Here is a 19,400-nt window from a genome sequence, read left to right on the forward strand (position 1 = left end):
GCCGCGACGCTATTACGAGGACCTTTAACCACCACTACGATGCGGGGCTGCTGCCCGCGCCGCCTGCGCTGATCAGCGCCGAGCGCGGCCGCTGGTCACCGGTCGTCAGAAGCTTCATGCCACGCCGCCTGACAAGCCTGGAACGTGCCGAGCAGGTCGCTGCCCTCGCTCGGCGGTTGGGTTTCGGTAGGGCGATCGACGCCGTGCGTCCGTATGCGCTGCGCGCGCTCGGAACGATGGAGGAGGAGGTGCGGGGCCTGCGCTTGCGCGCCCCGTTTGCCTCACACGCTCACTACATCCGCACGATCAAAGGCGGGGCCGAGGATTACCTGCTTGACCTTTTCGTCGAGTCGATCCCTGAGGGCGGGACGGTCGTTGACGTGGGCGCCCACATCGGGCTTTTCACGTTGCTTGCTGCGCGCGCGGTTGGGCCTAGCGGACGTGTCATTGCGGTCGAGCCGAATCCGCAGACCCGCGCTCTTCTCCAGGGAAACCTCGCACTGAACGGCCTCGCGGAGCGGGTGACGGTGCTCGACGTGGCGGTTTCGAATCAGCGTCAGAAAGCCACTCTCCACGTCAACGAGGAGGGATTCCTAAGCAACCTCTTCAGCACCGAGGATGGTTGCGAGAGAGAAGTGGAGGTTGACTGCGTGCCGCTCGACGAGCTGCTCGTCGAGGCGCCGCCGATCCACGTAATGAAGCTTGATGTGGAGGGCGCGGAGGTCGCGGCCCTTCAGGGATCCCACAGCATCATCGCGGCAAGCCCCGACATCACCCTCTTTTGCGAACTAAACCCCGGCACTCTGCAACGAGCCGGTTTTTCTCCCGACGACCTGCTGGCCGCGCTTGCCGAGCTCGACTTTCAGGCTCAGGCGATCGACGAACGCTCACGCACGCTAGTTCCGGTCGAGCGGGCACGCTTCGATCGGCCTTTCGTGGATCTCCTCGCCAAGCGCACCGGCGGCCACCGAGCTTCATGAGCGGAGCCGAGGCGCGGTCTCAGACGGGCGCCGCGCTCGAGTCACGCGAGGCCGGCGGCCGCGTAATCCGTGGCGGGCTGGTCAGGTCCCTGGGCTACGCCGCCGGCGCCGTCTTGACGGCCGCCGCGTCGGTGCTGCTGCTCCGATACCTGTCGGTCGCCGATTTCGGTCGCTACGTCACCGTGATGTCGGTCGTTGCGATCGTCGGTGGCCTGGCTGACGCCGGCCTCACCTTGATCGGTCAGCGCGAGTACGCCACCGCTCCGACCGAGCGCGCCCGGCGGGCGCTGCTTGCCGACCTGGTCGCGCTGCGGCTCGTGATCACGCCGATCGGCGTGCTGCTGGCGCTGCTGTTCGGTCTCGCCGTGGGTTACGAGCGCCCGATGCTCGAAGGCATCGCACTCGCCGGCGCGGGGACGGTGCTCGCTGTGGTCGCCGGGTCACTGGTCGTACCGCTCACCACCCAGCTGCGCTTCGCCAGCGCCACTGCTGTCGAGCTAACAAGGCAAGCAGCGATCGCGATCGGGATCGCCTGCCTGGTAGCGATCGGCGCGCCCTTCGCTGCTTTCTTCCTGAACCACATCGCGGCGGGGGCCGTGAGCGTCCTTGTGGCCGTGTTGCTGATCGGCTCCGCGCGTGCGCTGCGACCGCGCTTCGCTCCTCGGGAATGGCGACGCCTGCTCGCGGAGGCGCTCCCGGTCGCCGCGTCGAGCGTCGTCAACGTCGTCTACATGCGGGCGCTGGTGATCCTCATGTCGGTCCTTGCGAGTGCTCAAGCGACCGGCTTGTTTGCGACTTCCTATCGCGTGGTCGAAGTGCTGGTCGGCGTTCCCCAGCTCATGGTCGGCGCGGCCTTTCCGGTGCTGGCGCACGCCGGGGCTTACGACCGGGAACGTTTGGCGTACGCCATGCAGCGGTCCACGGAGGCAGCGTTCGTAGCTGGCTTGGCCTTGGCGATCGCGGTATCGATCGCAGCGCGACCGGCTATCGAGCTGTTAGGGGGGAGTCGCTACGAAGGCGCGGCCCCAGTGCTATCGATCCACGTGTTCGGGTTAGTTGGTGCGTTCGTGACGCAGGCGTGGGCATTAGCGCTCGTGTCGATCCGGCAGCAGCGAGCGCTGATCACGGTGAACCTGGTCGGTTTAGCGACGGTTGCCGCCCTGGGGGTGCCGCTCGTCATGGTGCTGGGTGCGACCGGCGCGGCGCTCGCGGCCGTGGTCGGAGAACTCGCGCTGGCGGGCTCGTTGCTGTTCTTCTTGGTGCGCGCTGACTCATCGACGGCGCCGGATCTGCGCCCCGTCGCCAAGGCACTAGCGATCGCAGCTGCCTGCTTTGCGGTCGGCCACCTCCTGCCCATCGCCGAGGTCGCGGCGGCGTTCCTCGCCAGCGCGTCCTTTCTGCTCGTGGCGTGGCGCTTGCGGCTTCTGCCGCGCGAGGTCACCGACGCGCTGTGGCCGGGGAGCCGGTTACCGGGAGCTCGGTGAGGCGCTCCGGCCCCCCGCCGCGCTTCGCGAGCCGCGGTCTTTGGGGCCAGCGGACGAGCGACCAGGCGGCGACGGCGAGAGCTGCCGGGGCCGTGAGCGCATAGCGCAGAAGCCACCTAATCGGGCGCTTGCCCGCACGGTCGCCGCGGCGCAGCGTCTCGAGCCAGTGGTGGCACGCTGACACCAGGGCGAAGAGCCGCGGCGGAAGGTGTCGTGCGCGGCCGAAGCGCTCGGGGTGGCGAGCGAAGAGGATCGCCTCGGCGCGTGCCCCGCGAGCCCGCCGAATGCGCTCCCGGTAGCGCATTGGGCGTGGCGGATGTTCGACGACCATCTCCGGCTCGAAGACGATCGGTCCGAAGCGGGCTACCGAGAAGGCGAGGTCGAGGTCTTCGCAGTGGCAGTAGCCGCAGTGCGCAAAGAAGCTTTGGTCGAAGCCGCCGACACGGTCGAGCAGCGAGCGGCGGAAGCCGATGTTGCAGGTGACGTGAGCCCCCGGTCGCTCGACCAGCACGCTGTGCTCGGATAGAGCGTCGAATGGGGCGGAGCGCACCGGGCCCTCCACGCCGACCGCCGACGGATCCTTGCGGAGGCGCTCATAAGCGGCGGCGATCCACTGCGGCGCGGGGATCGTGTCGTCGTCGGTAAACAACACGATCTCCCCCCGCGCCGCCGCGAGGCCGAGGTTGCGTGCGGAGCCCGGCCCTTGACCACTCCCGCGGATGACGCGTAGCCGAGGCGGGCGCGGCAGTCGCGCCGACTCGACCGGCGGCTCGCTGCCATCGTCGACGACGATTACCTCGAAGCTAGGTGCGCCCTCCTGACGCTCGAGGGCCGCCAGTGTGCGCACAAGCGAGGCGTGCCGATCACGCGTCGGCACCACCACGCTGACCTTCGGTGTGTCTGGCGTCTGTTCGCGCTCCTCGGTCACGTGCGCGCAACCTTACGAGGGCCGCCTTACGAGGGTCGCAAGCATCTTCGCTTTACGGGGCCGTCCTAATGCGGCGGCGCGCTCGTAGATGCGCGCGTTTTTCTCCGCGATTGCTCGCCAACGGAGCGCTCGAGCCGCCCGCGCCGCTTGCTCTGCGAGTCTCCTCCTGAGCTCCGGGTCGTCGAGCGCGCGCAGTACCTGTCGAGCCAGCGCCTCGGCGTCTCCTACGGGAAACAGCAAACCGTTGTTGCCGTGCTCAACGAAGTCACGATGCGCGGGAATGTCGCTGGCGACCGGTGCCAGGCCGCAGGCAGCTGCCTCGCGCAGGGCGATGTTGAATCCCTCAGCTAGCGACGGTGCGACGATCACCCCGCAGCCCGCAAGCAGCCGTGGTAGTTCGGCGTTCTGGTAGCGCGGGATCACCGTCACTCGCGGTCGCAGCTGGGGGTCGAGTGAGCTCAGCACCTGCCGCTCGTCGGCCACCGTCCCCAACAAGCGAAAGCGGGCGCGCGGGTTGTGCGCCGCGATCTTGGACATCGCCGTGGCCGCAGTCAGGCAACCCTTGCGTGGATTCCAGCTGCCCACGATCGCCACGTGGTCGCCGGTTTCGACGGTCTCGGCGGCCGCCAGGAGTTCGTCTCGCAGACCGTTTCCGACCACAAAGCAACGCGTACGCTCGATGCCGAAGCGCTCGCTGGCCCACTCGCGGTCGCCCGAGTTCAAGAACACGCAGGCGTCCGCCAAAGCCAGCGATAGCTCGACTTCCCGCAGCCGCCACCACCCGTGATAGAGGCGTGTGCGCAGGTGCAGGCGCGGTGCTTCGGCTCCCGGGAGGGCGGTTTCCGCCTGCCAGCCGACGTGCTCGAGGCCGTGCGATCTCGTCACGAGTGTCGGCGAGCGTCTGCGCCCGAGCGCCCAAAGCCAGGCATCACCCGTCGAAGCGTCGACCACGTCGTAGCGGTGCGCGGAGCGCCACAACTCGCGTGCCACGAACTCGGGAAACAACGCCTCTTTGGCAAGCGCAGGCAGGCGCCGCGGGAGGTCGTCGAACGAAAAGATCGTGACTTCGGCCCCGAGCTGTTTGAGGCCCTTGGCGAGCGAAAGCGTCGCTCCCGGCGCTCCGCTGTCTCGATCGAGATCGTGGTGAATGGTCAGCAGGACCCGCATCGGGTCCGTTCAAGTTCTGGTTCGGCGCGGTTCGCTCGAGAGGCGCTGCTGCCCAGGAAGCCCCCGAGTGCTCGCTGGTAGGCGCGATCGAGGCGTTCGGCGAACGCGCGCCCCGAGTAGCGATCCACCTGCTCGCGCGGATAACTGACGCGGGCGCCCGGTTCGCGCGACAACGGTCCCTGCACGAGCAGCTGCGCAAGCGTCAGCCAGTCGCCGGGATCGAACAGCAGCGCCCCCCGCGGTGCGACTTCGGGAATCGCGCCTGACCGCGCGGCAGCGATCGCGAGTCCGACGCACGCGGCTTCGGCCATGACCATCCCGAACTGCTCCTCCCAAGACCAGATCGGCAAGCTTGCGAGCACCAGACACGACGCCCGTCGGTAGAGCGCGGGCATCTCGGCGTACGGCACTTCTCGACGAACCTCGACCAGCTCGCCGATCCCAAGCTCGCGTGCGTATCGCTTGAGTCGCCTTTCCTCGGGTCCCCTGCCGACGACCAAGACCCGTGGGGGCTGGGCTAGCTGGTGCTCCACGAGCCCGCGCTTAATTGCAGCGACTGCACGGAGTACGTCCTGGTGGCCCTTTTCCCAAACCAGGCGTCCGGCGGAGAGGATCAAGTGCTGGCCCCCGCTCTCTCCGGCGCTCGTGGTTTCACGCCCGGCTGTTCGGTGCTTGTCATCGTGTCCGCCTGGCTCCTCGCCCGCCGACGGTCCAGCACCCGCGCGCAAGAACTCGTCGTCGATGCCTGGCGGGCACAGTTCGATCCGCTCGGGCTCCGCGCCTTCAAGCAGCAGCGCCGCGCGAGCGCGTTCCGTGGTTGGCAGAAACAGGTCGGTCTCCGCGAGCACTCGCCGACGGTAGGGACGGGTGCGGATGTTGCGGTAAGCGTCGATGAAAGGGATCGTCTCCCACACCGTCAGAACGAGCTTGTGGCCGAGCTCGCGTCGGTACTTGGCAGCTTGCATCGAGTACCAAAAGCCGAGGTCTTGGGAGTGCACGATGTCGAAACCGCGGAACAGTCGCCGTGGCCGCAGGTAGCGATCGCCCGGGATGCGGGCGAGCTCGTGCCCGATGCGGCCTGGCGGCAGCAGGTCGCGGAGAGCGGGCGCCTCGATTGTCGCGAGGCCCAGAGAGCTTGTGTCGAACCAGTTACGACGAGTTTGCGCCACGACGATGTCGTAGCGATCCGTTAGGTAACGCCAAGGACGCAGGTGCCAGGAGTTGGTTTGGTGGCCACGGATCAAGAGGACGCGTGGCCGGATCTGTTCACTCATCTGTGATCCCTGAGTGACGAGCGTGCCCGGTTCGTCGGTGGTCAGTCACGAACGTGCGAGCACGCGATCGTAGACCTCGAGCGTCGCCTCCGCTGAGCGGCGCCAGGAGAAGCACGCCGCACGAGCTGGTCCGGCACCGTTGTCACCACGCTCCATCGCTACCTTGAGGGCTTCGGCGACTGCGCGCGGGTCGTGCGGATCGAAGTAGGTGGGGACGTCGCCACCGACCTCGCGCAGCACCGCGATGTCCGAACAGGCGACGGGCACCCCGCGCGCCATCGCCTCGAGGACCGGGAGGCCGAATCCCTCGGCGAGAGTTGGAAACGCCGCGCAACTGGCGAGCGACCAAAGTCCTTCCAGCGTCTCGTCGGTAACGGTTCCGGTGATGACAACGCGCGCGGCAACTTCGAGGTGCCTTGCAAGCTTCCGCAGCTCTTGCGCATAAGGCTCCGGTCGGCCGACGAGGACCAGTTGGACGTCGCTCGGCAAAAGCGGCAGCGAACGCACCAGCACCGCTTGGTTTTTGTGGGGGCGCAGCGCGGCGACGCAGAGCACAATCCGTTTGCCGGTCAGACCGTAACGCTCGCGCACCACAGCTTGCGCGTCCGGACGGGTCGCTGGTTGCCGCCCGCAGCCGTGCGGTACGACCGTGATCCGCTCGGGCTCCAGTCGCAGGGTCGTGGCGATCTCTCTTGCCGCGGCTTGCGAGGGGACGATCACGGCGTTTGCGCGCTTCGCGACTCGCTCGATCACGAACCCCATGCCCCACGTACTGAGGGTTCCCATGGTCCGAATGCGTTTGAAGATCAAGTCGTGAACAGTGGCGACGCTGGCGAGGCCGGGGTCGAAGATCGGCCCCGTCCCAGCGAGATCGTGCAACAGATCGAAGCCGCGCCGCCGCACGAGAGCGGGTAGCAGCAGTTGCTCCGCCAGTTGCCGGCGCGTGCGGCGGAACTCTTCGGCGGGTAGGCGGACGATCTCCGCGAAGGCCTCGAAACCGTCAGCGCGCAGGGCCGTTGCGCCGCGCCCGGTCGTGACGATTGCGAATCGCCACTGAGGCCTGAGGTGCGCGAGCTCCGGCACCAACGCTCGCAGGTAGGTTTCGGTTCCACCGGACTGGCCCGGCGCTAGGAACAGGGCGTTCAGTGCGATTCGCCGCGGTTTCGCCACCGCCGACAGGCTAGGGCTGGGCGAGCGCACCGCCGCACAGCGGCTCGCGATGGCTACGCTGCCCCGCCGTGCGCATCGCGATCAACGCGGCGTTCTTGTCGCAAGGCGGCATGGGCGGGCTCGAGACGTACACGCGCGAGCTTGTGGCGGCGCTGTCGCGGAGGCGCGACATCGAGCTTGTGCTGTTGCTATCCAGCACCTTGGCGGATGATCGGCTCGCGCGCATGGCCGAGGTTGCTCTGCTGCCCCTCGATCCCCGCCGACGGCTTGACTGGGTGCGCGCGGATCAGCTGGAGGTGCCGCGGCTCGCGCACCGTCTCGGCGTCGAACTCGTGCACAGCCTGGCTTCCACTGGACCTACGTGGGGTCGGGTGAGGCGGGTGGTGACGGTCCATGACCTCGCCTTCGCGCGCTTTCCGCGCACCCATTTTGGTCCGCGGGCGCTAGGAATGGCGCTGCTCGTGCCGGCTGCTGCGAGGACCGCTGCGCGCGTGATCGTGCCAAGCAGAGCGACCCGCGACGAGGTCGTACGCCTGCTGCGCGTACCAAGCGAGCGCGTCGACGTCGTGCCCGAGGGCCTCGGACAAGTTCCGGTTACCGCGACCAGCTCGCCGGCGGAAGCCCTGAGCAAGAGCGCGCCGGGAGAGCGATCCTCGGCGAGCACTCACGATCTACCCAGCGCGCTAAGCGCGCGGCTCGCTGCTGCACCGCGCCCGGTTGCGCTGTCGGTTTCGGCGAAGCGTCCTCACAAGAACCTGGAGCGCTTGATTCGCGCCATTGCGCTGATCCCTCGTGAGCGTCGGCCGCTGCTCGTGCTACCGGGCTATCCGACTCCATACGAGCGCGAGCTCGAGCAGCTCGCCGAACGAACGGGAATCGGCGACCACGTTGTGTTTCTGGGCTGGCTGCCGCCGGAGCAGCTCGAGGCCGTCTATCGGATTGCCTGGCTGTTCGTCTTCCCGTCGCTCTACGAGGGCTTCGGTCTGCCGGTACTCGAGGCGATGGCGCGCGGGGTACCGGTAGCGACGTCGGACCGCGCCAGCTTGCCCGAGGTTGCCGGCCCTGCGGCGCTCTATTTCGATCCCCTCAGCGAAGCGTCGATCGCGGCGTCGATCGAGCGCCTTCTGTTCGACCGCGAGCTAGCCGCTGCGTTGCGTCGGGCCGGCCTCGAGCGGGCTCGCCGGTTCAGCTGGGATGCGTGCGCCGAGGCGACGGTCGCGAGCTATCGGGCTGCGCTCGCCGAAACCCCGGCAACGTAGCGATGAGCGAGGTACGCAGCGTGCGTGGGGTCGAGTCGCGCCGCGACTCGCGCCGCGCGCGCCGGCAGCGGGTAGTAACCAGCTCCTCTTGCAGCATCGAGGGTGAGGCCGTGATGACCTGCTAGTTCCGCAAGTGCGCGGTGCGTGAAGAGCCTGCGGTGAAGCGGGTACGAGCCCTCCCCGCAGGTGACGCCTTGGTCGAAGTTGATTGGGTTGCCGACGATCACCTCGTCGGATACGTGGGCCGCTGGTGGCTGCCAGCCCAGTATTAGGAAGAAGAGGTTGTGCCAGCTCGCAAGGTTGTTAGTCGAGATGATCGCGTACCCGCCGGGCTTCAGTACACGCCGTATTTCACGGAAGAAGTGGTCGGTGTCGGAAAGGTGTTCGATTACCTGGTTGGAGTGCACGATGTCAACCGAGTGCTCGGGAAGCGGCCACTCCTCAGCGAGTTCGCTTAGTCGTGCGTCGATCCCGCGTTTACTCGCCGCGGAGATGAGCGGTGACGACCCATCGAGACCAATCACATGGCTTGCCTCGGTGCGGCTGGCAACTTCGAGGGTCCAGCTGCCATCGCCACAACCGACATCGAGGAGTGTGCCGCCCGGTGCCGGTAGTACGAGGCGAAGGATCGTTTGCCGGTTCTCCTGGTCGGCCTGTTCGTAGAGCTGGCGCAGGCGTTCTCTGACGCTCACGCGGCGAACCCTAAGGCTTGGTCTTGCCGTCAGCGGTCGGAGGTCTGCGCGAGGCGTTTCTGAGTTGCGGAGGGCGGGTTGTGCGGAGGTCGCGCAACATCGCGTCCGTAGAAGGCGAGAAGTGTCGCCAGCGACCGCTCCAGCGAGAGTTCCTCGCGGTTGCGTTGGTACCAGCGCGCCGTCCGTGCGCGCAGATCCGCGCCGGCGTCGCGGATCTTGAGGATCGCTGCGGCGAGGGCAGCGGCGTTCGGCTCAGGACACACATAGCCGTTTTCGCCCCCTTCGATCAACTCGACCGCCGCGTTGTCTGGCCCCGCAACGACGATGCTGGGCACGCCGCGGGCGGCCGCCTCGACGACGACCATGCCGTAGCCCTCGCGCCGCGAGGGGAGGACGAGGCAGAGCGCGCGGGCGATCCGCCTTTCGACCTCTTCGGGCGGCACGAAGCCGCGGATAGCGACCTTGTCCTCGAGACCAAGTCGGCGAACGAGCTGTTCGACTTGTGGGCGCTTGGGTCCGTCGCCGAGCAGCTCGAGGCGCAGCTCGGGCGCTCGTTGCACTGCCTGCGCGTATGCCTGGACGAGCAGCGGCACTTGCTTCTCGGGGATGTAGCGGCCGGCGAACAACAGATACGGTTCGGCTGGTTCGGGCGCGCGCGGAGTGGCGCTTCCCGCGTACTCCCCGCGCAAGACGGTCGGCTCGCCGCGTAGTCCTTCGCTTCGTAAGCGTTCGGCGTGGAGGCGGGAGAAGCAGAACGCCTGCTGGCGTACGCGCGCGCAGCGCCGCTGCACCCATGCGCCGACGGGGCCAAGGGGTCCCAGGTACTCGCGCCAGTACGAGCGTGACCAGACCTCGTGCCAGTCGACTACCAGCTCGTAGCGGTGGAGGGCGCGCGCGAGCGCTGCCGCGAGCACGGAGAAGTAGGGAAACGAGGCTGTGTGGACGACGTCGTAGCGGTGCCCGTGGCGCAGGAGGTGTCGGAGCACGCCGATGCCAAATGCGAGGGGCGGCATGATGCGCCGCCTGCCGTCCCGTGTGTAGAGCCCCCACCCGGGCGCCACCGCGACCACGCGCACCCCGGGTACCCCGGGATCGGCGCCGCGCGGCCACTGGCGACGCGTCAGGTAGGTGACCTCGTGCCCCGCCGCGGCGAGCCGCTCGGCAACGTTGCGGTACCAGCGCTCGGCGCCACCAACGGTGTGCGGGAACAGGCAGTCGTAGATGATGCAGACGCGCACGCCGACGCATTCTTCCGGCGCCGGTACCATCCTTGCGTCGCCGTGGCCCGCGTGTTCCGCTACTCCTCGAGCTCTTGGGGTTTTCGAGGAGGAGGAGGATGCGCGGGCTGCTGACGAGCGCGGGAACTGTTTCGAGCCGACCGTGTCAGACGCCCCGCGACGCGGCCGTCGTTTTCGATTGATGGAACGCAGCACTCTCAGCCAACCAGCGAGCGAGCCCCGTGGCGCGCGGCGCAGATCCGGGCCGCGCGTTTCGGTTGTGATCCCGTGCCTCAACGAGGCCGAGACGATCGAGGAGTGTGTGCGGCGCGCTCAGGCCGTTTTTCGCGAGCACGGGATCGATGGCGAGGTGATCGTCGCCGATAACGGTTCCGAGGACGGCAGCCCGGAGCTTGCTCGGCGCGCGGGCGCGCGGGTGGTGCACGAGCCGCGGCGTGGTTACGGGAGCGCTTACCACGCCGGCTTCGCGGCGGCCCGTGGCGACTACGTGGTGATGCTGGATGCCGACCTCACTTACGACTTCGCCGACATTCCTCGCTTCCTCGCTGAGCTGGAGCGGGGCGCTGATCTCGTGATCGGCGACCGCATGGACAACATCCATCCCGGTGCAATGCCCTGGCTGCACCGTTACGTCGGCAATCCGGTACTTACGGGGATCTTGAATCTGTTCTTCCGCACCGGCGTGAAGGACGCACATTGCGGTATGCGGGCGTTCCGTCGCGACATCTTGCCCCGTCTCGATCTGCGCACCACCGGCATGGAGTTCGCTTCCGAGATGGTGATTCGGGCGGCGAAGGAGAAGCTCCGGATAGCGCAGGTTCCGATCGAGTATCACCCGCGCGGTGGTGAGTCGAAGCTCAGCACTTTCCGCGACGGCTGGCGGCATTTGCGGTTCCTGCTGGTGCACAGCCCAACGCACCTGTTCGTCCTTCCGGGCGCTGCGATGGTGCTCGCTGGTGCGTTCGCGATGACGACGGTTCTTACCGGCCTTCCACTGTTTGGTCGTACCTGGCAGCTGCACGCGATGATCGCGGGCTCGCTTCTGGCTGTGGTGGGGACACAGGTCCTTGCCCTCGGCCTTTGCGCCCACGCTTACGGCACCTACTTCATGGGCGAGAAGGACCGCTGGTTCGATTGGGCACGCTCGCGATTCCGGCTCGAGCACGGATTGCTTCTTGGCGGCGCCGTCACCCTGATCGGGCTGGTGATTGGCGGGGCGATCGCTCTCACATGGGCCGACCGGGGCTTCGGTCGCCTGGGCGAGGAACGCCTCGCGGTGCTCGCAGCCACGCTCATAACGGTCGGCATTCAAGTCTTTTTCTCATCGTTCCTGCTTAGCATTTTGGGGCTGCGGCGGAAGTGAGGGGGGCGCGTCGTGGCGCCATGAAGCGCGGGCTGCGGCGAGGACTGATCATCGCGGCATTCGGTGCGCTGGCACTGGTTGGAGCTGTCTACTACCTCTCCTGGCCCGTACGGTTCCCAGAATTTGTCAGCCCAGCCTCACCAAGTGAGCCAGTCACCACCTTCGGCCACCGCGTTACAGAGCGCTGTGTGAACGTACCCGCACTCGGGCCTGAGCCGCTTCGAGCACGCCTAGTCGTAAGGTCTTTGAACGTCGACCGCACCGGTGGTCAAACGAGCCTCCAGGCCATTGTCCGCTCGGACGGCCGCGCCAAGCCCGGTCCGGAAGCGCTTCTGCGGCTGCGTGGCCGAGAAGCCCGGGTGGTCCTATCCGTTCCCCCTGTTCGCGAGCCAGCCCGGGTCTGTATTCGCGGCCGAAGCGGTGAGAGTGCTCAGCTGCTGGGAATCGGTGCGACACCTGCGCTACGCCTGGAGCGCGCCAAGTCTCAGCCCCGCCTGCTACTGCTGGCCGATCTTTTGCGGCGCCTATCTCTCGGCGCTGCCATCGCGCTACCACCCGCCGGCGCAATCACCTTGCTCCTACTAACGGGTTGCGCCTTGTCGATCGCCCTCCTGATCCTTCTGCGCACGCTTTTCTCACGCACTTTCAACTCGCACCGTAAGACGATCGCAGGTCTACTAGTTCTTGCCTGGGCCCACGCCGCTCTTTGGGCGTTGTTGGTGCCACCCTTCCAAGTGCCGGACGAGCAGGTGCACTATGCCTACGCTGTATACCTCGCACAGCATGGCACCGGTCCTTCCACCAGGGGCCGGTTCACGGATCTTGCATCTCCCCAAGAGGCAGCAATCCACGCTGCCTTTCAAACCGGATCGGTAGCCTTCAACCCTTCCGGGCGACCGCCCTGGTCGGATCAGTTGAGACACCAGATTGATCAAGTGACGGCGTTGTCGAACACGATGGCTGATGTGAGCACTAACGCCACGGGTCAGCCGCCTCTCTACTACTTCTCCCTAGCCCTTCCCGCCGTTATCTTCAAAACAGTTCCCCAGCAACTCCTCCTTATGCGGATGATAAGCGCATTGTGGTTCGCCCTGCTCGTGCTAGCGTTATACGCGTTCATAGGGGAGCTCCAGCCAGGACGGCCCCGACTGGCGCTTGCGGTAGGTATCGCGGCGGCCCTCTTTCCACTTGGTGCATTTCTCGGCGGGGGTGTTAATCCGGATGTGGCGTTAGCTGCGCTTGTGGCAGTCACACTGTTCTTAGGTCTACGTTTAATCTGCTATGGGGGGCGCTGGCTTGCTGCGTTATTAGGGTTAGGCATAGCCTGTCTTTCACTTGTCAAGCTTACTGGCAGCGCCCTGGCACCGGCTTTTCTTTTTTTCGCGATTCTCGGTACCCTTAGACACCTCCGCCGGCACGGCGGGTGGAGTGCGCTCAGGAGTACCGCAGCTTTCATAATAGGAATAGGGATGCCAATGCTGTTGTACACGGCTTGGTCCCTAGTAAGCTCGCGTCCGCTTCTGGCGCGAGCGGTAACGGATCAGGCTAGTGCAGTAGCTGGCTCTACGTCTGTTGCAGGTAGGTCGGTACGGGAATTTGTGAGCTGGGCCTGGCAGCTGTATTTGCCGCGCATGCCGTGGCAACAAGATCTGATTCCGGGCCAGCCACTAAAAGATGTGTGGTTGAGCGGACTAGCGGGCCGCTTTGGATATTTAGACTACGCGACGCCTTCATGGACGAAAGTCGTCGTTGCGGTAATGTTTATTTGCGTGCTCGGTCTCGCTGCCCTAACGTGGGCTCGGAACCACGCGCAGCGCGATCGGCAGTGCAGCGTATTACACGATCGAAGGGTGCGGGCCCTGGCCGCAGTGTTACCAGTGATGACAGGGATTCTATTAGTGGTGATCGCGTGGGCGGACTATACGTCAGTGAAGGCGGGCGGCCCACCGTTCCGGCAGGCGCGGTACTTGTTGCCGCTGCTTCCCGCCTTCTTCGCACTAGTGCCGGCCGCGGTGAAGAGCGTTCCGGTGAGACTGCGGCGCGGCGTCGGGGTGATGGGAATCGGCGTATGCGTGTTGTGGGCTGCTTCGGCGCTGGCCGCGACGATTAACCGGTATTGGCTGTAGGAGCGAGGGCTGGGCGCCGAGGTGTGTTTACTCCCGAGCCAGGCAACGGGAGCTGTCAGAGGACCGGTGTTTCGGAGTGCGCCAGCATGCGGAGAAGCCGATCAAGACGAGCGCTAGCATCAGCCCATTCGAGTGACGCGGTGGCGGCTGTGGCGGCTTGGGCGAGTTGGCGTCGGCGCTCTGCACTTGAGCAGAGGACGGAAAAGAGCGCGTCGGCTATTGCCGCCGGCTGCGCCTCCGCGTAAACCACCCCCGCATCACGACCTAACTCCCGCTCCAAGCTCCCTCCAGCGACATCGACACACGGCAGTCCGCACGCCAACATTTCGAGTGGTACGAGCGAGTAGTTGGTGAGCGACAGGGCGATGCCGACGGTCACCTCGTTGTAGAGACGCGCGAGGCGCGACGGGGGAACCACTCCCACGAACTCATAGGGAAAAGGCAGCCCTGGCGGATCCTCGGTGCCGAACACAAACACGCGCGGGCGAATCCCCCGCTCCCACAACAACGCGATCGCGTCGCGCGCCAACGGCACGCCCCGTCGTCCGGTAACGAAGCGGCCGTACATTGCGATGCTCATCGGTATCCGCTCGACGCGGGGATCCGGCTTGTACACGTCGTGGTCGACACCGAGGCTGAAGAAGTCGCTCTCCACGTCGTAGCGCTCGCGCAAAAGCTCGGAAAGCCAGCGGCCCGCCGTGACGATGCGAAGCTCCGGGAACGTGTAGGTGCGCTCGGCCAAAACCCGCTCCGCCGACGCTGGGAAAAAGTCAGGCTCGTGGTCCTGCACCAAATACACGCGATCACCAACATCGGGAAGTAGCAACACGCGGTACACCGTCTCCCAACCCGTCGCCACTGCAACGTCAGCACCGTGCCATTGATCGAACCCGTTGAACACGGGTGCGCGCACCCGCATGAAGTCGCTCACGATCGAGTGACGAAGGACGCCGTTCCACGCCCATCGGCGCTCGGCGCGGGGATCGTGCAGCCAAAGCGTTACCGTGTGCCCCCGCTGTTCGAGGTAGCGGACGAAGCGGAGGATCGTCATGTGGCCGCCGCTGCCTCGCTCCCACGGCGGAACGACAAAAGCGACGTGCAGGGGCCGGTCGCCGTTGCTCGCGTGCACCAGGCGCGGGCGCGTCGGTGCCGGACCCTCGCGCTCGAGGCGCCCGCAAAGGTAGGGGTCGGCAGCATCCCAAGGTTCGACTCTTCGGACAGCGAGCGCAGCATCGCCCACGCCACGTTCGTCTGCACCTCGAGCGCCCACGGCGAGCTCGCCGCGTCGAATAGCGCGGCCCTCCAGCGAGAGCGCGCGCTGAAGCGGCGCAGGCAGCGCGAGACCGCGCGAGCCGAGCGGCGCGAACGTTGCGCGGATCGCGTGGTGGAGCGCCCAGCGCGGCGACCGGGCGAGTGTCCGAACGGCGCCCACGCCCCGCCTCCGGCGCGCCCAGTGCACGTCGCGAAGCGTCTCCCCGAGCACCCGACGCAGCAGGGCAACGGGATCGAGCCAACGCTCCCGGTAACCGAAGACCAGCGCCAAAGCGCGGAACTCGTCGAAGTAGCGGCGAGCGAATTCAAGTGGCGGATAAGCGTGGGCGTGGCGCACACGCGCGCGCGGCACATAAGCGAGCGACCAGCCCGCCTCGCGCATCGCCAGAGCAAACGCGCGATCTTCGCCGTATGGGACGTCCGGGAAGCGCAGCTCGCGCCAGCAGTCGCGGCGGTAACAGGCGTTGACGTTGGAGAGGAATGGGTCGTCGAGGGACCCGAGCACAGCTGGTTCGTCGGGCGCCGTCGGGTGCGCGAAGCGGGGGAAGAACTCGTCGAGCTCGCGCGCAACCGGGACCGGGGTGTCCGGCCACGGGAGCTGCGGCCCGAACGCTGCGCCGACCCGTGGATGCCGCGCAAAAGCCGGGCGCCAGCTTGCAAGCCATCCGGGCAGGGGCACGGCGTCCTGGGTGAGAAAGCAGACCAGGTCGGCATCGGTGAGCTCCATCGCGAGGTTGCGCGTGCGCCCATGGCCGAACTCCCGCGGGTCGATCGAGACCACCCGCGCGCCCTGACGCGCCGCGATCTCCGGAGTCCCGTCGCTCGAACCGGAGTCGACCACCAGCACCTCTGCGGGCTCGGGCTCTTCCCGCAGGACGGCCAACGTGCGCTCGAGCCAGCGGGCGGCGTTACGGGTCGGGATCACGACCCCGATCGTTGGCTCACCGGCGCGTGTCATGCGCTGCGCAGACGCCGCACCAGCGAACGCACCGGCCGTGTCACGTCGCGCACCACACGCGCCGCCGCGCGCGCCCGCTCGCCGGCCGGGCGTTCCATCAGCGCGTTCAGGTCGATGTGCCAGCGGTCGAGCCAGTACAACCGCTCTTGGGCCTCACCCAGCGCCTCGTGGACCTTACGCAACTGCTCGACATGCTCGCGTTCGCGACGCTCGAGCAGGGCGCGCAGCTCGCGGTTCTCGGCTTCGAGAGCGGCGATGCGGGCGCGCAGATCGCGCTCCCCCTCGGTCCCCGAGGGGGCCGCGCCGTCACCCGTTTCGGGCGTCGACTGTGCTTGCGTGTGCTCGCTCACCTCGCCCGTACCCCTTGGCTATCACAACCGCTCGGCCGCGGTTCGCGCCTCGCGCGCGAACAGGTAAGTGCCGAGCGCGAGCGTACCGATGAGGATGCCTGCGGGCACCAGCAGGTTCCAGTTCGAGCCGATCGACTCGAACAGGTCGGGTGCCGTTGGGTCGATCATCGCGTGTCTCATCTCCGTAAGCACGCAGGCTATGGGGTTCGCCAACAGCTTGCGTTGGAAGGCCTCCGGTGCGACCGTCAAGACGTAAAGAACCGGGGAACCGTAGAAGAGGACCTGGAGCGCTACTTCCCAGATCGGCTGCACGTCGCGGAAGCGCACGTAGAGGACTGACAGGAGCATTCCGCAACCGAGCGCGAACAGCGCGAGCACCAGGATCAACAGCGGCATCTCAAGCCAGCGCAGCTGCGGTTCGACACCCTGGGCGGCGTAGAAGACGAAGACTGCGAGCAGCGCGAGCAGGAAGTTCAGGAGGCTGCTCGTTACCACGCTCACGGGGATCGCGAGGCGCGGAAAGCGAACCTTGCGAATCAGGCTCTCGCTCTCTAGCAGGCAGGTGACGCAGCGGTTCGTGGCTTCGGCAAAGAAGTTGAACATAACGATCGCCGTCAGCAGGTACACGGGATAGAACTTGATGTCGCCGCCGAAGCGGATGACGTGGGTGAAGATCGCGTAGAGCACGCCGAACAGCAGCAGCGGCCGCATCAGCGACCACAGGTAGCCGAGCACCGAGCCGAAGAAACGCAACTTGAAGTCGTTGACGGCGAGCGTGAAGACCAGCGCGAAGAAGCGGCGCGGGTCGCTGCCGACGATTTCCGGCCGCGGGTCGTAGGCGTACGCGTACATCGCGCGCGCCGGTCCCCCGCGAACCTGCTCAGTGGGCTGCCGGGGGGTTGCTTGCGTAGCTGAGGAGCTCACCTCGACGCAGCCCCTCCGGCCGCTACCGGGGCACCAGCAACCGTCAGTTCGAACGGCGCGTCCCAAACGCCGCCCGAGAAGAAGCGCGAGTGGACGGTCAGGGCAGCAGCGTCCTCGAGGCGGTCGACGAGCTGGTCGCCCCGCACCAGCTCGACCGTGGCGGAGTAAGCGCTCGGCGCCAGCTGGCAGGGGAAGGAGAGCTTCGCCACGAACGGTTCGCCAGCTTCCGCAAGGGCGCCGAGACGTTCGGCGCCGCTGCACTGCGGGGCGCGCGTGTCGAGCACCACGATTGTGTGGCGGACGTCGTTGCGCAGAGTTGCCTTGAGGGCGAGCGCTCCGCCCTCCGGTTCTACCGGGGGCGGATCGATCTCGCAGCAAAGCGAGACCTGACCGCCCTGGTCGGCGTGTGTGGTGCGCCGACCGTCGCCGTTCTCGAACCACACTGCCCGCAGGTGGCGCCCGGGCGGTCCGATCTCGGCGTCGGCGAGCCGCCCGAAGTTGACTTCGTTGTAGCGGCGCGCGACGTCTTCTGCCGGCCCCAGCTCGATGCATCGACCCCCTTCGATCAACATCGCGCGCTCGCAGAAACGAGTAAGGCTCGCCATGTCATGGGTCACGAACAGTACGGTGCGGTTTTCGCGGCGCATGCGGCGGAACTCGGCGAAGCACTTCTGCTGGAAGGCGGCATCGCCGACGGCCAGCACTTCGTCTACCAGGAAGATGTCGGCGTCCACCTGGATCGCGACCGAGAAAGCGAGCCGTACGGCCATCCCCGAGCTGTAGTTCTTGAGCTTCATGTCGACGAAGTCGTGCAGCTCGGCGAAGTCGATGATCGCGTCGAAGCGCCGCCGTGCCTCGCGTCGCGAGAGTCCGAGCATCACGGCGTTGGTGAGGATGTTGTCGCGCGCGGTGAGCTCGTAGTTGAAGCCGACACCGAGCTCGATGAACGGCGCCAGCCGGCCGTAAACACGGATCCGGCCGGAGTCGAGCTGGTAGATGCCGGCGATGCATTTGAGGAGCGTGCTTTTTCCGCTGCCGTTGCGCCCGACGATGCCGAAGAACTCGCCGCGAGCGACGTTCACCGAGATGTCGCGGAGAACGGTTCGGCGCTGAACCTCGCGCGCCTTGAGGGGATGGAGCGCACGCTCCTTGAGGGTCGAGAACTGGTGTCGCGAGACCACGAAGCTCTTCGTGGCACGCTCGATCTCAAGGGCCGGTGCGGACGTTGGATGGTCGCTCATATCTCTGACGGGGCCTCACCGCGGGCTACGAGCCACGGCCGGGCGCGGACGCGGTGAGAGGATAAGGAGCGCGGCATCGTGAGGAGCATCGGTATTGGCGACTGGGAGCTCGTGGCACGACTTGCGCTGGCGGTCGTGCTGTGCGGGCTGGTGGGGCTGGAGCGCGAGGCGCGCGACCAGCCGGCAGGTTTGCGCACGCACATCTTGGTGGGCTTGGGGTCGGCGCTTTTCACGCTCGTCTCGGCCTACGCGTTCCTCGATTTCCGTCGCCCGCTGCCCGGGCCGGGCGGGACCGCGGCGACCTACTACGACCCGACCCGCATCGCCGCCCAAATCGTCGCCGGCATCGGCTTTCTCGGTGCGGGCGCGATCATTCGCCAGGGGATCAGCGTTCGGGGCTTGACGACTGCCGCCGCGCTGTGGATTTCGGCGGCGGTGGGGATGGCGGCAGGTGCCGGCTACTACCTCGGTGCGGTGGCGACGACGCTGCTGGGGCTTGTCGCCTTGGTCGGCTTGCGCGGGCTGCGCGAGCGCTTCGCCGCCGCCGTGCGCCGCGACTTCGTGCTGCTGGAAGTGGTCCTTGCGAGCGCCGCTTCGTTGCATCCGCTGTTGGCGCTACTGGCCGAGCAGGGGATTGAAGTCGAGGGCCTGCGCAGTCGTCGCGAGGACGAGGTGAGCGCGTACGTGCTGGAGTTGCTGGTGCCGCCAGGGGTCGATTTTCCGCGCGCCCTCGAGCAAATCCGTTCGCTCGCCGGCGTGCTCGAGGCAAGCGCCAGCGGCCTGCGGGCACGCGGCTGAAAGCGGGAGAGCCCGCGAGGCGGCGACTGCCACCTGACTTTTTGGCAGCATTCCGCGCACAATGGGACGCGGGGATCGAAGAGTCGTTCGCTGGCGCAACGAGCGGCGGCGCAAGAAGAAGGAGCGGGAGAAGCGGAAGCGGCTCGCGCAGGCCGGCAAAACTCGGCCCGGTCGCC

At 66.9% G+C, this 19,400-nt stretch carries 16 protein-coding genes; 6 read left to right on the plus strand and 10 right to left on the minus strand.

Annotation, left to right across the window (positions count from 1 at the left end; translation table 11 throughout):
- Positions 1–116: 116 nt before the first annotated feature.
- Together BLW41_RS04225 and BLW41_RS04230 are read left to right on the plus strand one after the other, a co-directional pair.
- Positions 117–980, plus strand: a complete 864-nt coding sequence (locus BLW41_RS04225) for an FkbM family methyltransferase (protein WP_093116486.1) — start codon at positions 117–119, stop codon at positions 978–980.
- Positions 977–2,464 (plus strand): oligosaccharide flippase family protein, encoded by a 1,488-nt coding sequence (locus BLW41_RS04230; protein ID WP_093116488.1) that lies wholly within the window; start codon positions 977–979, stop codon positions 2,462–2,464. The genes BLW41_RS04225 and BLW41_RS04230 overlap by 4 nt, the downstream gene beginning before the upstream one ends.
- Here the strand turns inward: BLW41_RS04230 and BLW41_RS04235 are convergent.
- The 4 genes from BLW41_RS04235 to BLW41_RS04250 are packed head-to-tail and all read right to left on the minus strand — an operon-like array spanning position 2,418 to position 7,003.
- On the minus strand, positions 2,418–3,392 hold the full coding sequence (locus BLW41_RS04235) for a glycosyltransferase family 2 protein (protein WP_093116490.1): 975 nt from the start codon (positions 3,390–3,392) through the stop codon (positions 2,418–2,420). The genes BLW41_RS04230 and BLW41_RS04235 overlap by 47 nt on opposite strands.
- A gap of 12 nt (positions 3,393–3,404) precedes the next feature.
- Entirely contained in the window at positions 3,405–4,559 is a 1,155-nt protein-coding gene (locus BLW41_RS04240) for a glycosyltransferase family 4 protein (protein ID WP_093116492.1), read from the minus strand.
- Positions 4,544–5,833, minus strand: coding sequence for a glycosyltransferase family 4 protein (locus tag BLW41_RS04245; RefSeq protein ID WP_093116494.1), 1,290 nt, complete (start codon positions 5,831–5,833; stop codon positions 4,544–4,546). Before BLW41_RS04245 ends, BLW41_RS04240 begins: the two co-directional genes overlap by 16 nt.
- A gap of 45 nt (positions 5,834–5,878) precedes the next feature.
- The gene (locus BLW41_RS04250) at positions 5,879–7,003 is read right to left on the minus strand and encodes a glycosyltransferase family 4 protein (protein ID WP_143038576.1); all 1,125 of its coding nucleotides are present in this window, start codon (positions 7,001–7,003) and stop codon (positions 5,879–5,881) included.
- A 68-nt stretch (positions 7,004–7,071) separates the two neighbouring features.
- Between BLW41_RS04250 and BLW41_RS04255 the strand changes: the two genes are divergently transcribed.
- Positions 7,072–8,262, plus strand: coding sequence for a glycosyltransferase family 4 protein (locus BLW41_RS04255; RefSeq protein WP_218138245.1), 1,191 nt, complete (start codon positions 7,072–7,074; stop codon positions 8,260–8,262).
- Here the strand turns inward: BLW41_RS04255 and BLW41_RS04260 are convergent.
- The gene (locus tag BLW41_RS04260; RefSeq protein ID WP_177169326.1) at positions 8,226–8,954 is read right to left on the minus strand and encodes a class I SAM-dependent methyltransferase; all 729 of its coding nucleotides are present in this window, start codon (positions 8,952–8,954) and stop codon (positions 8,226–8,228) included. The genes BLW41_RS04255 and BLW41_RS04260 overlap by 37 nt on opposite strands.
- A 29-nt stretch (positions 8,955–8,983) precedes the next feature.
- On the minus strand, positions 8,984–10,192 hold the full coding sequence (locus tag BLW41_RS04265; protein WP_093117345.1) for a glycosyltransferase family 4 protein: 1,209 nt from the start codon (positions 10,190–10,192) through the stop codon (positions 8,984–8,986).
- A 181-nt stretch (positions 10,193–10,373) separates the two neighbouring features.
- Here BLW41_RS04265 and BLW41_RS04270 point away from each other — a divergent pair, with 181 nt between their 5' ends.
- Together BLW41_RS04270 and BLW41_RS11365 are read left to right on the plus strand one after the other, a co-directional pair.
- A complete protein-coding gene (locus BLW41_RS04270; RefSeq protein ID WP_093116500.1) occupies positions 10,374–11,555 on the plus strand; it encodes a glycosyltransferase family 2 protein in 1,182 nt (393 codons plus the stop codon).
- A 20-nt stretch (positions 11,556–11,575) separates the two neighbouring features.
- Positions 11,576–13,681, plus strand: coding sequence for a DUF2142 domain-containing protein (locus BLW41_RS11365; protein WP_143038577.1), 2,106 nt, complete (start codon positions 11,576–11,578; stop codon positions 13,679–13,681).
- Between the two features lie 55 nt (positions 13,682–13,736).
- Here the strand turns inward: BLW41_RS11365 and BLW41_RS04280 are convergent, their stop codons facing one another.
- The 4 genes from BLW41_RS04280 to BLW41_RS04295 are packed head-to-tail and all read right to left on the minus strand — an operon-like array spanning position 13,737 to position 18,426.
- Positions 13,737–15,911 (minus strand): glycosyltransferase, encoded by a 2,175-nt coding sequence (locus BLW41_RS04280; RefSeq protein WP_093116504.1) that lies wholly within the window; start codon positions 15,909–15,911, stop codon positions 13,737–13,739.
- Positions 15,908–16,261, minus strand: coding sequence for a hypothetical protein (locus BLW41_RS04285; protein ID WP_093116506.1), 354 nt, complete (start codon positions 16,259–16,261; stop codon positions 15,908–15,910). The genes BLW41_RS04280 and BLW41_RS04285 overlap by 4 nt, the downstream gene beginning before the upstream one ends.
- A 21-nt stretch (positions 16,262–16,282) precedes the next feature.
- Positions 16,283–17,185, minus strand: a complete 903-nt coding sequence (locus BLW41_RS04290; RefSeq protein ID WP_143038578.1) for an ABC transporter permease — start codon at positions 17,183–17,185, stop codon at positions 16,283–16,285.
- Positions 17,182–18,426, minus strand: coding sequence for an ABC transporter ATP-binding protein (locus BLW41_RS04295; protein ID WP_093116510.1), 1,245 nt, complete (start codon positions 18,424–18,426; stop codon positions 17,182–17,184). The genes BLW41_RS04290 and BLW41_RS04295 overlap by 4 nt, the downstream gene beginning before the upstream one ends.
- Before the next feature lie 78 nt (positions 18,427–18,504).
- Here BLW41_RS04295 and BLW41_RS04300 point away from each other — a divergent pair, with 78 nt between their 5' ends.
- Positions 18,505–19,224 (plus strand): MgtC/SapB family protein, encoded by a 720-nt coding sequence (locus tag BLW41_RS04300; RefSeq protein ID WP_177169328.1) that lies wholly within the window; start codon positions 18,505–18,507, stop codon positions 19,222–19,224.
- Positions 19,225–19,400: the final 176 nt, after the last annotated feature.

The organism is Thermoleophilum album (assembly GCF_900108055.1).
Classification (GTDB): domain Bacteria; phylum Actinomycetota; class Thermoleophilia; order Solirubrobacterales; family Thermoleophilaceae; genus Thermoleophilum; species Thermoleophilum album.

Bases quoted from the DNA above. Each gene is read 5' to 3' on its own strand.
- BLW41_RS04225 (WP_093116486.1), top strand. From the start codon at position 117: ATGCCACGCCGCCTGACAAGCCTGGAACGTGCCGAGCAGGTCGCTGCC.
- BLW41_RS04230 (WP_093116488.1), top strand. From the start codon at position 977: ATGAGCGGAGCCGAGGCGCGGTCTCAGACGGGCGCCGCGCTCGAGTCA.
- BLW41_RS04240 (WP_093116492.1), bottom strand. From the start codon at position 4,559: ATGCGGGTCCTGCTGACCATTCACCACGATCTCGATCGAGACAGCGGA.
- BLW41_RS04245 (WP_093116494.1), bottom strand. From the start codon at position 5,833: ATGAGTGAACAGATCCGGCCACGCGTCCTCTTGATCCGTGGCCACCAA.
- BLW41_RS04270 (WP_093116500.1), top strand. From the start codon at position 10,374: ATGGAACGCAGCACTCTCAGCCAACCAGCGAGCGAGCCCCGTGGCGCG.
- BLW41_RS11365 (WP_143038577.1), top strand. From the start codon at position 11,576: ATGAAGCGCGGGCTGCGGCGAGGACTGATCATCGCGGCATTCGGTGCG.
- BLW41_RS04280 (WP_093116504.1), bottom strand. From the start codon at position 15,911: ATGACACGCGCCGGTGAGCCAACGATCGGGGTCGTGATCCCGACCCGT.
- BLW41_RS04295 (WP_093116510.1), bottom strand. From the start codon at position 18,426: ATGAGCGACCATCCAACGTCCGCACCGGCCCTTGAGATCGAGCGTGCC.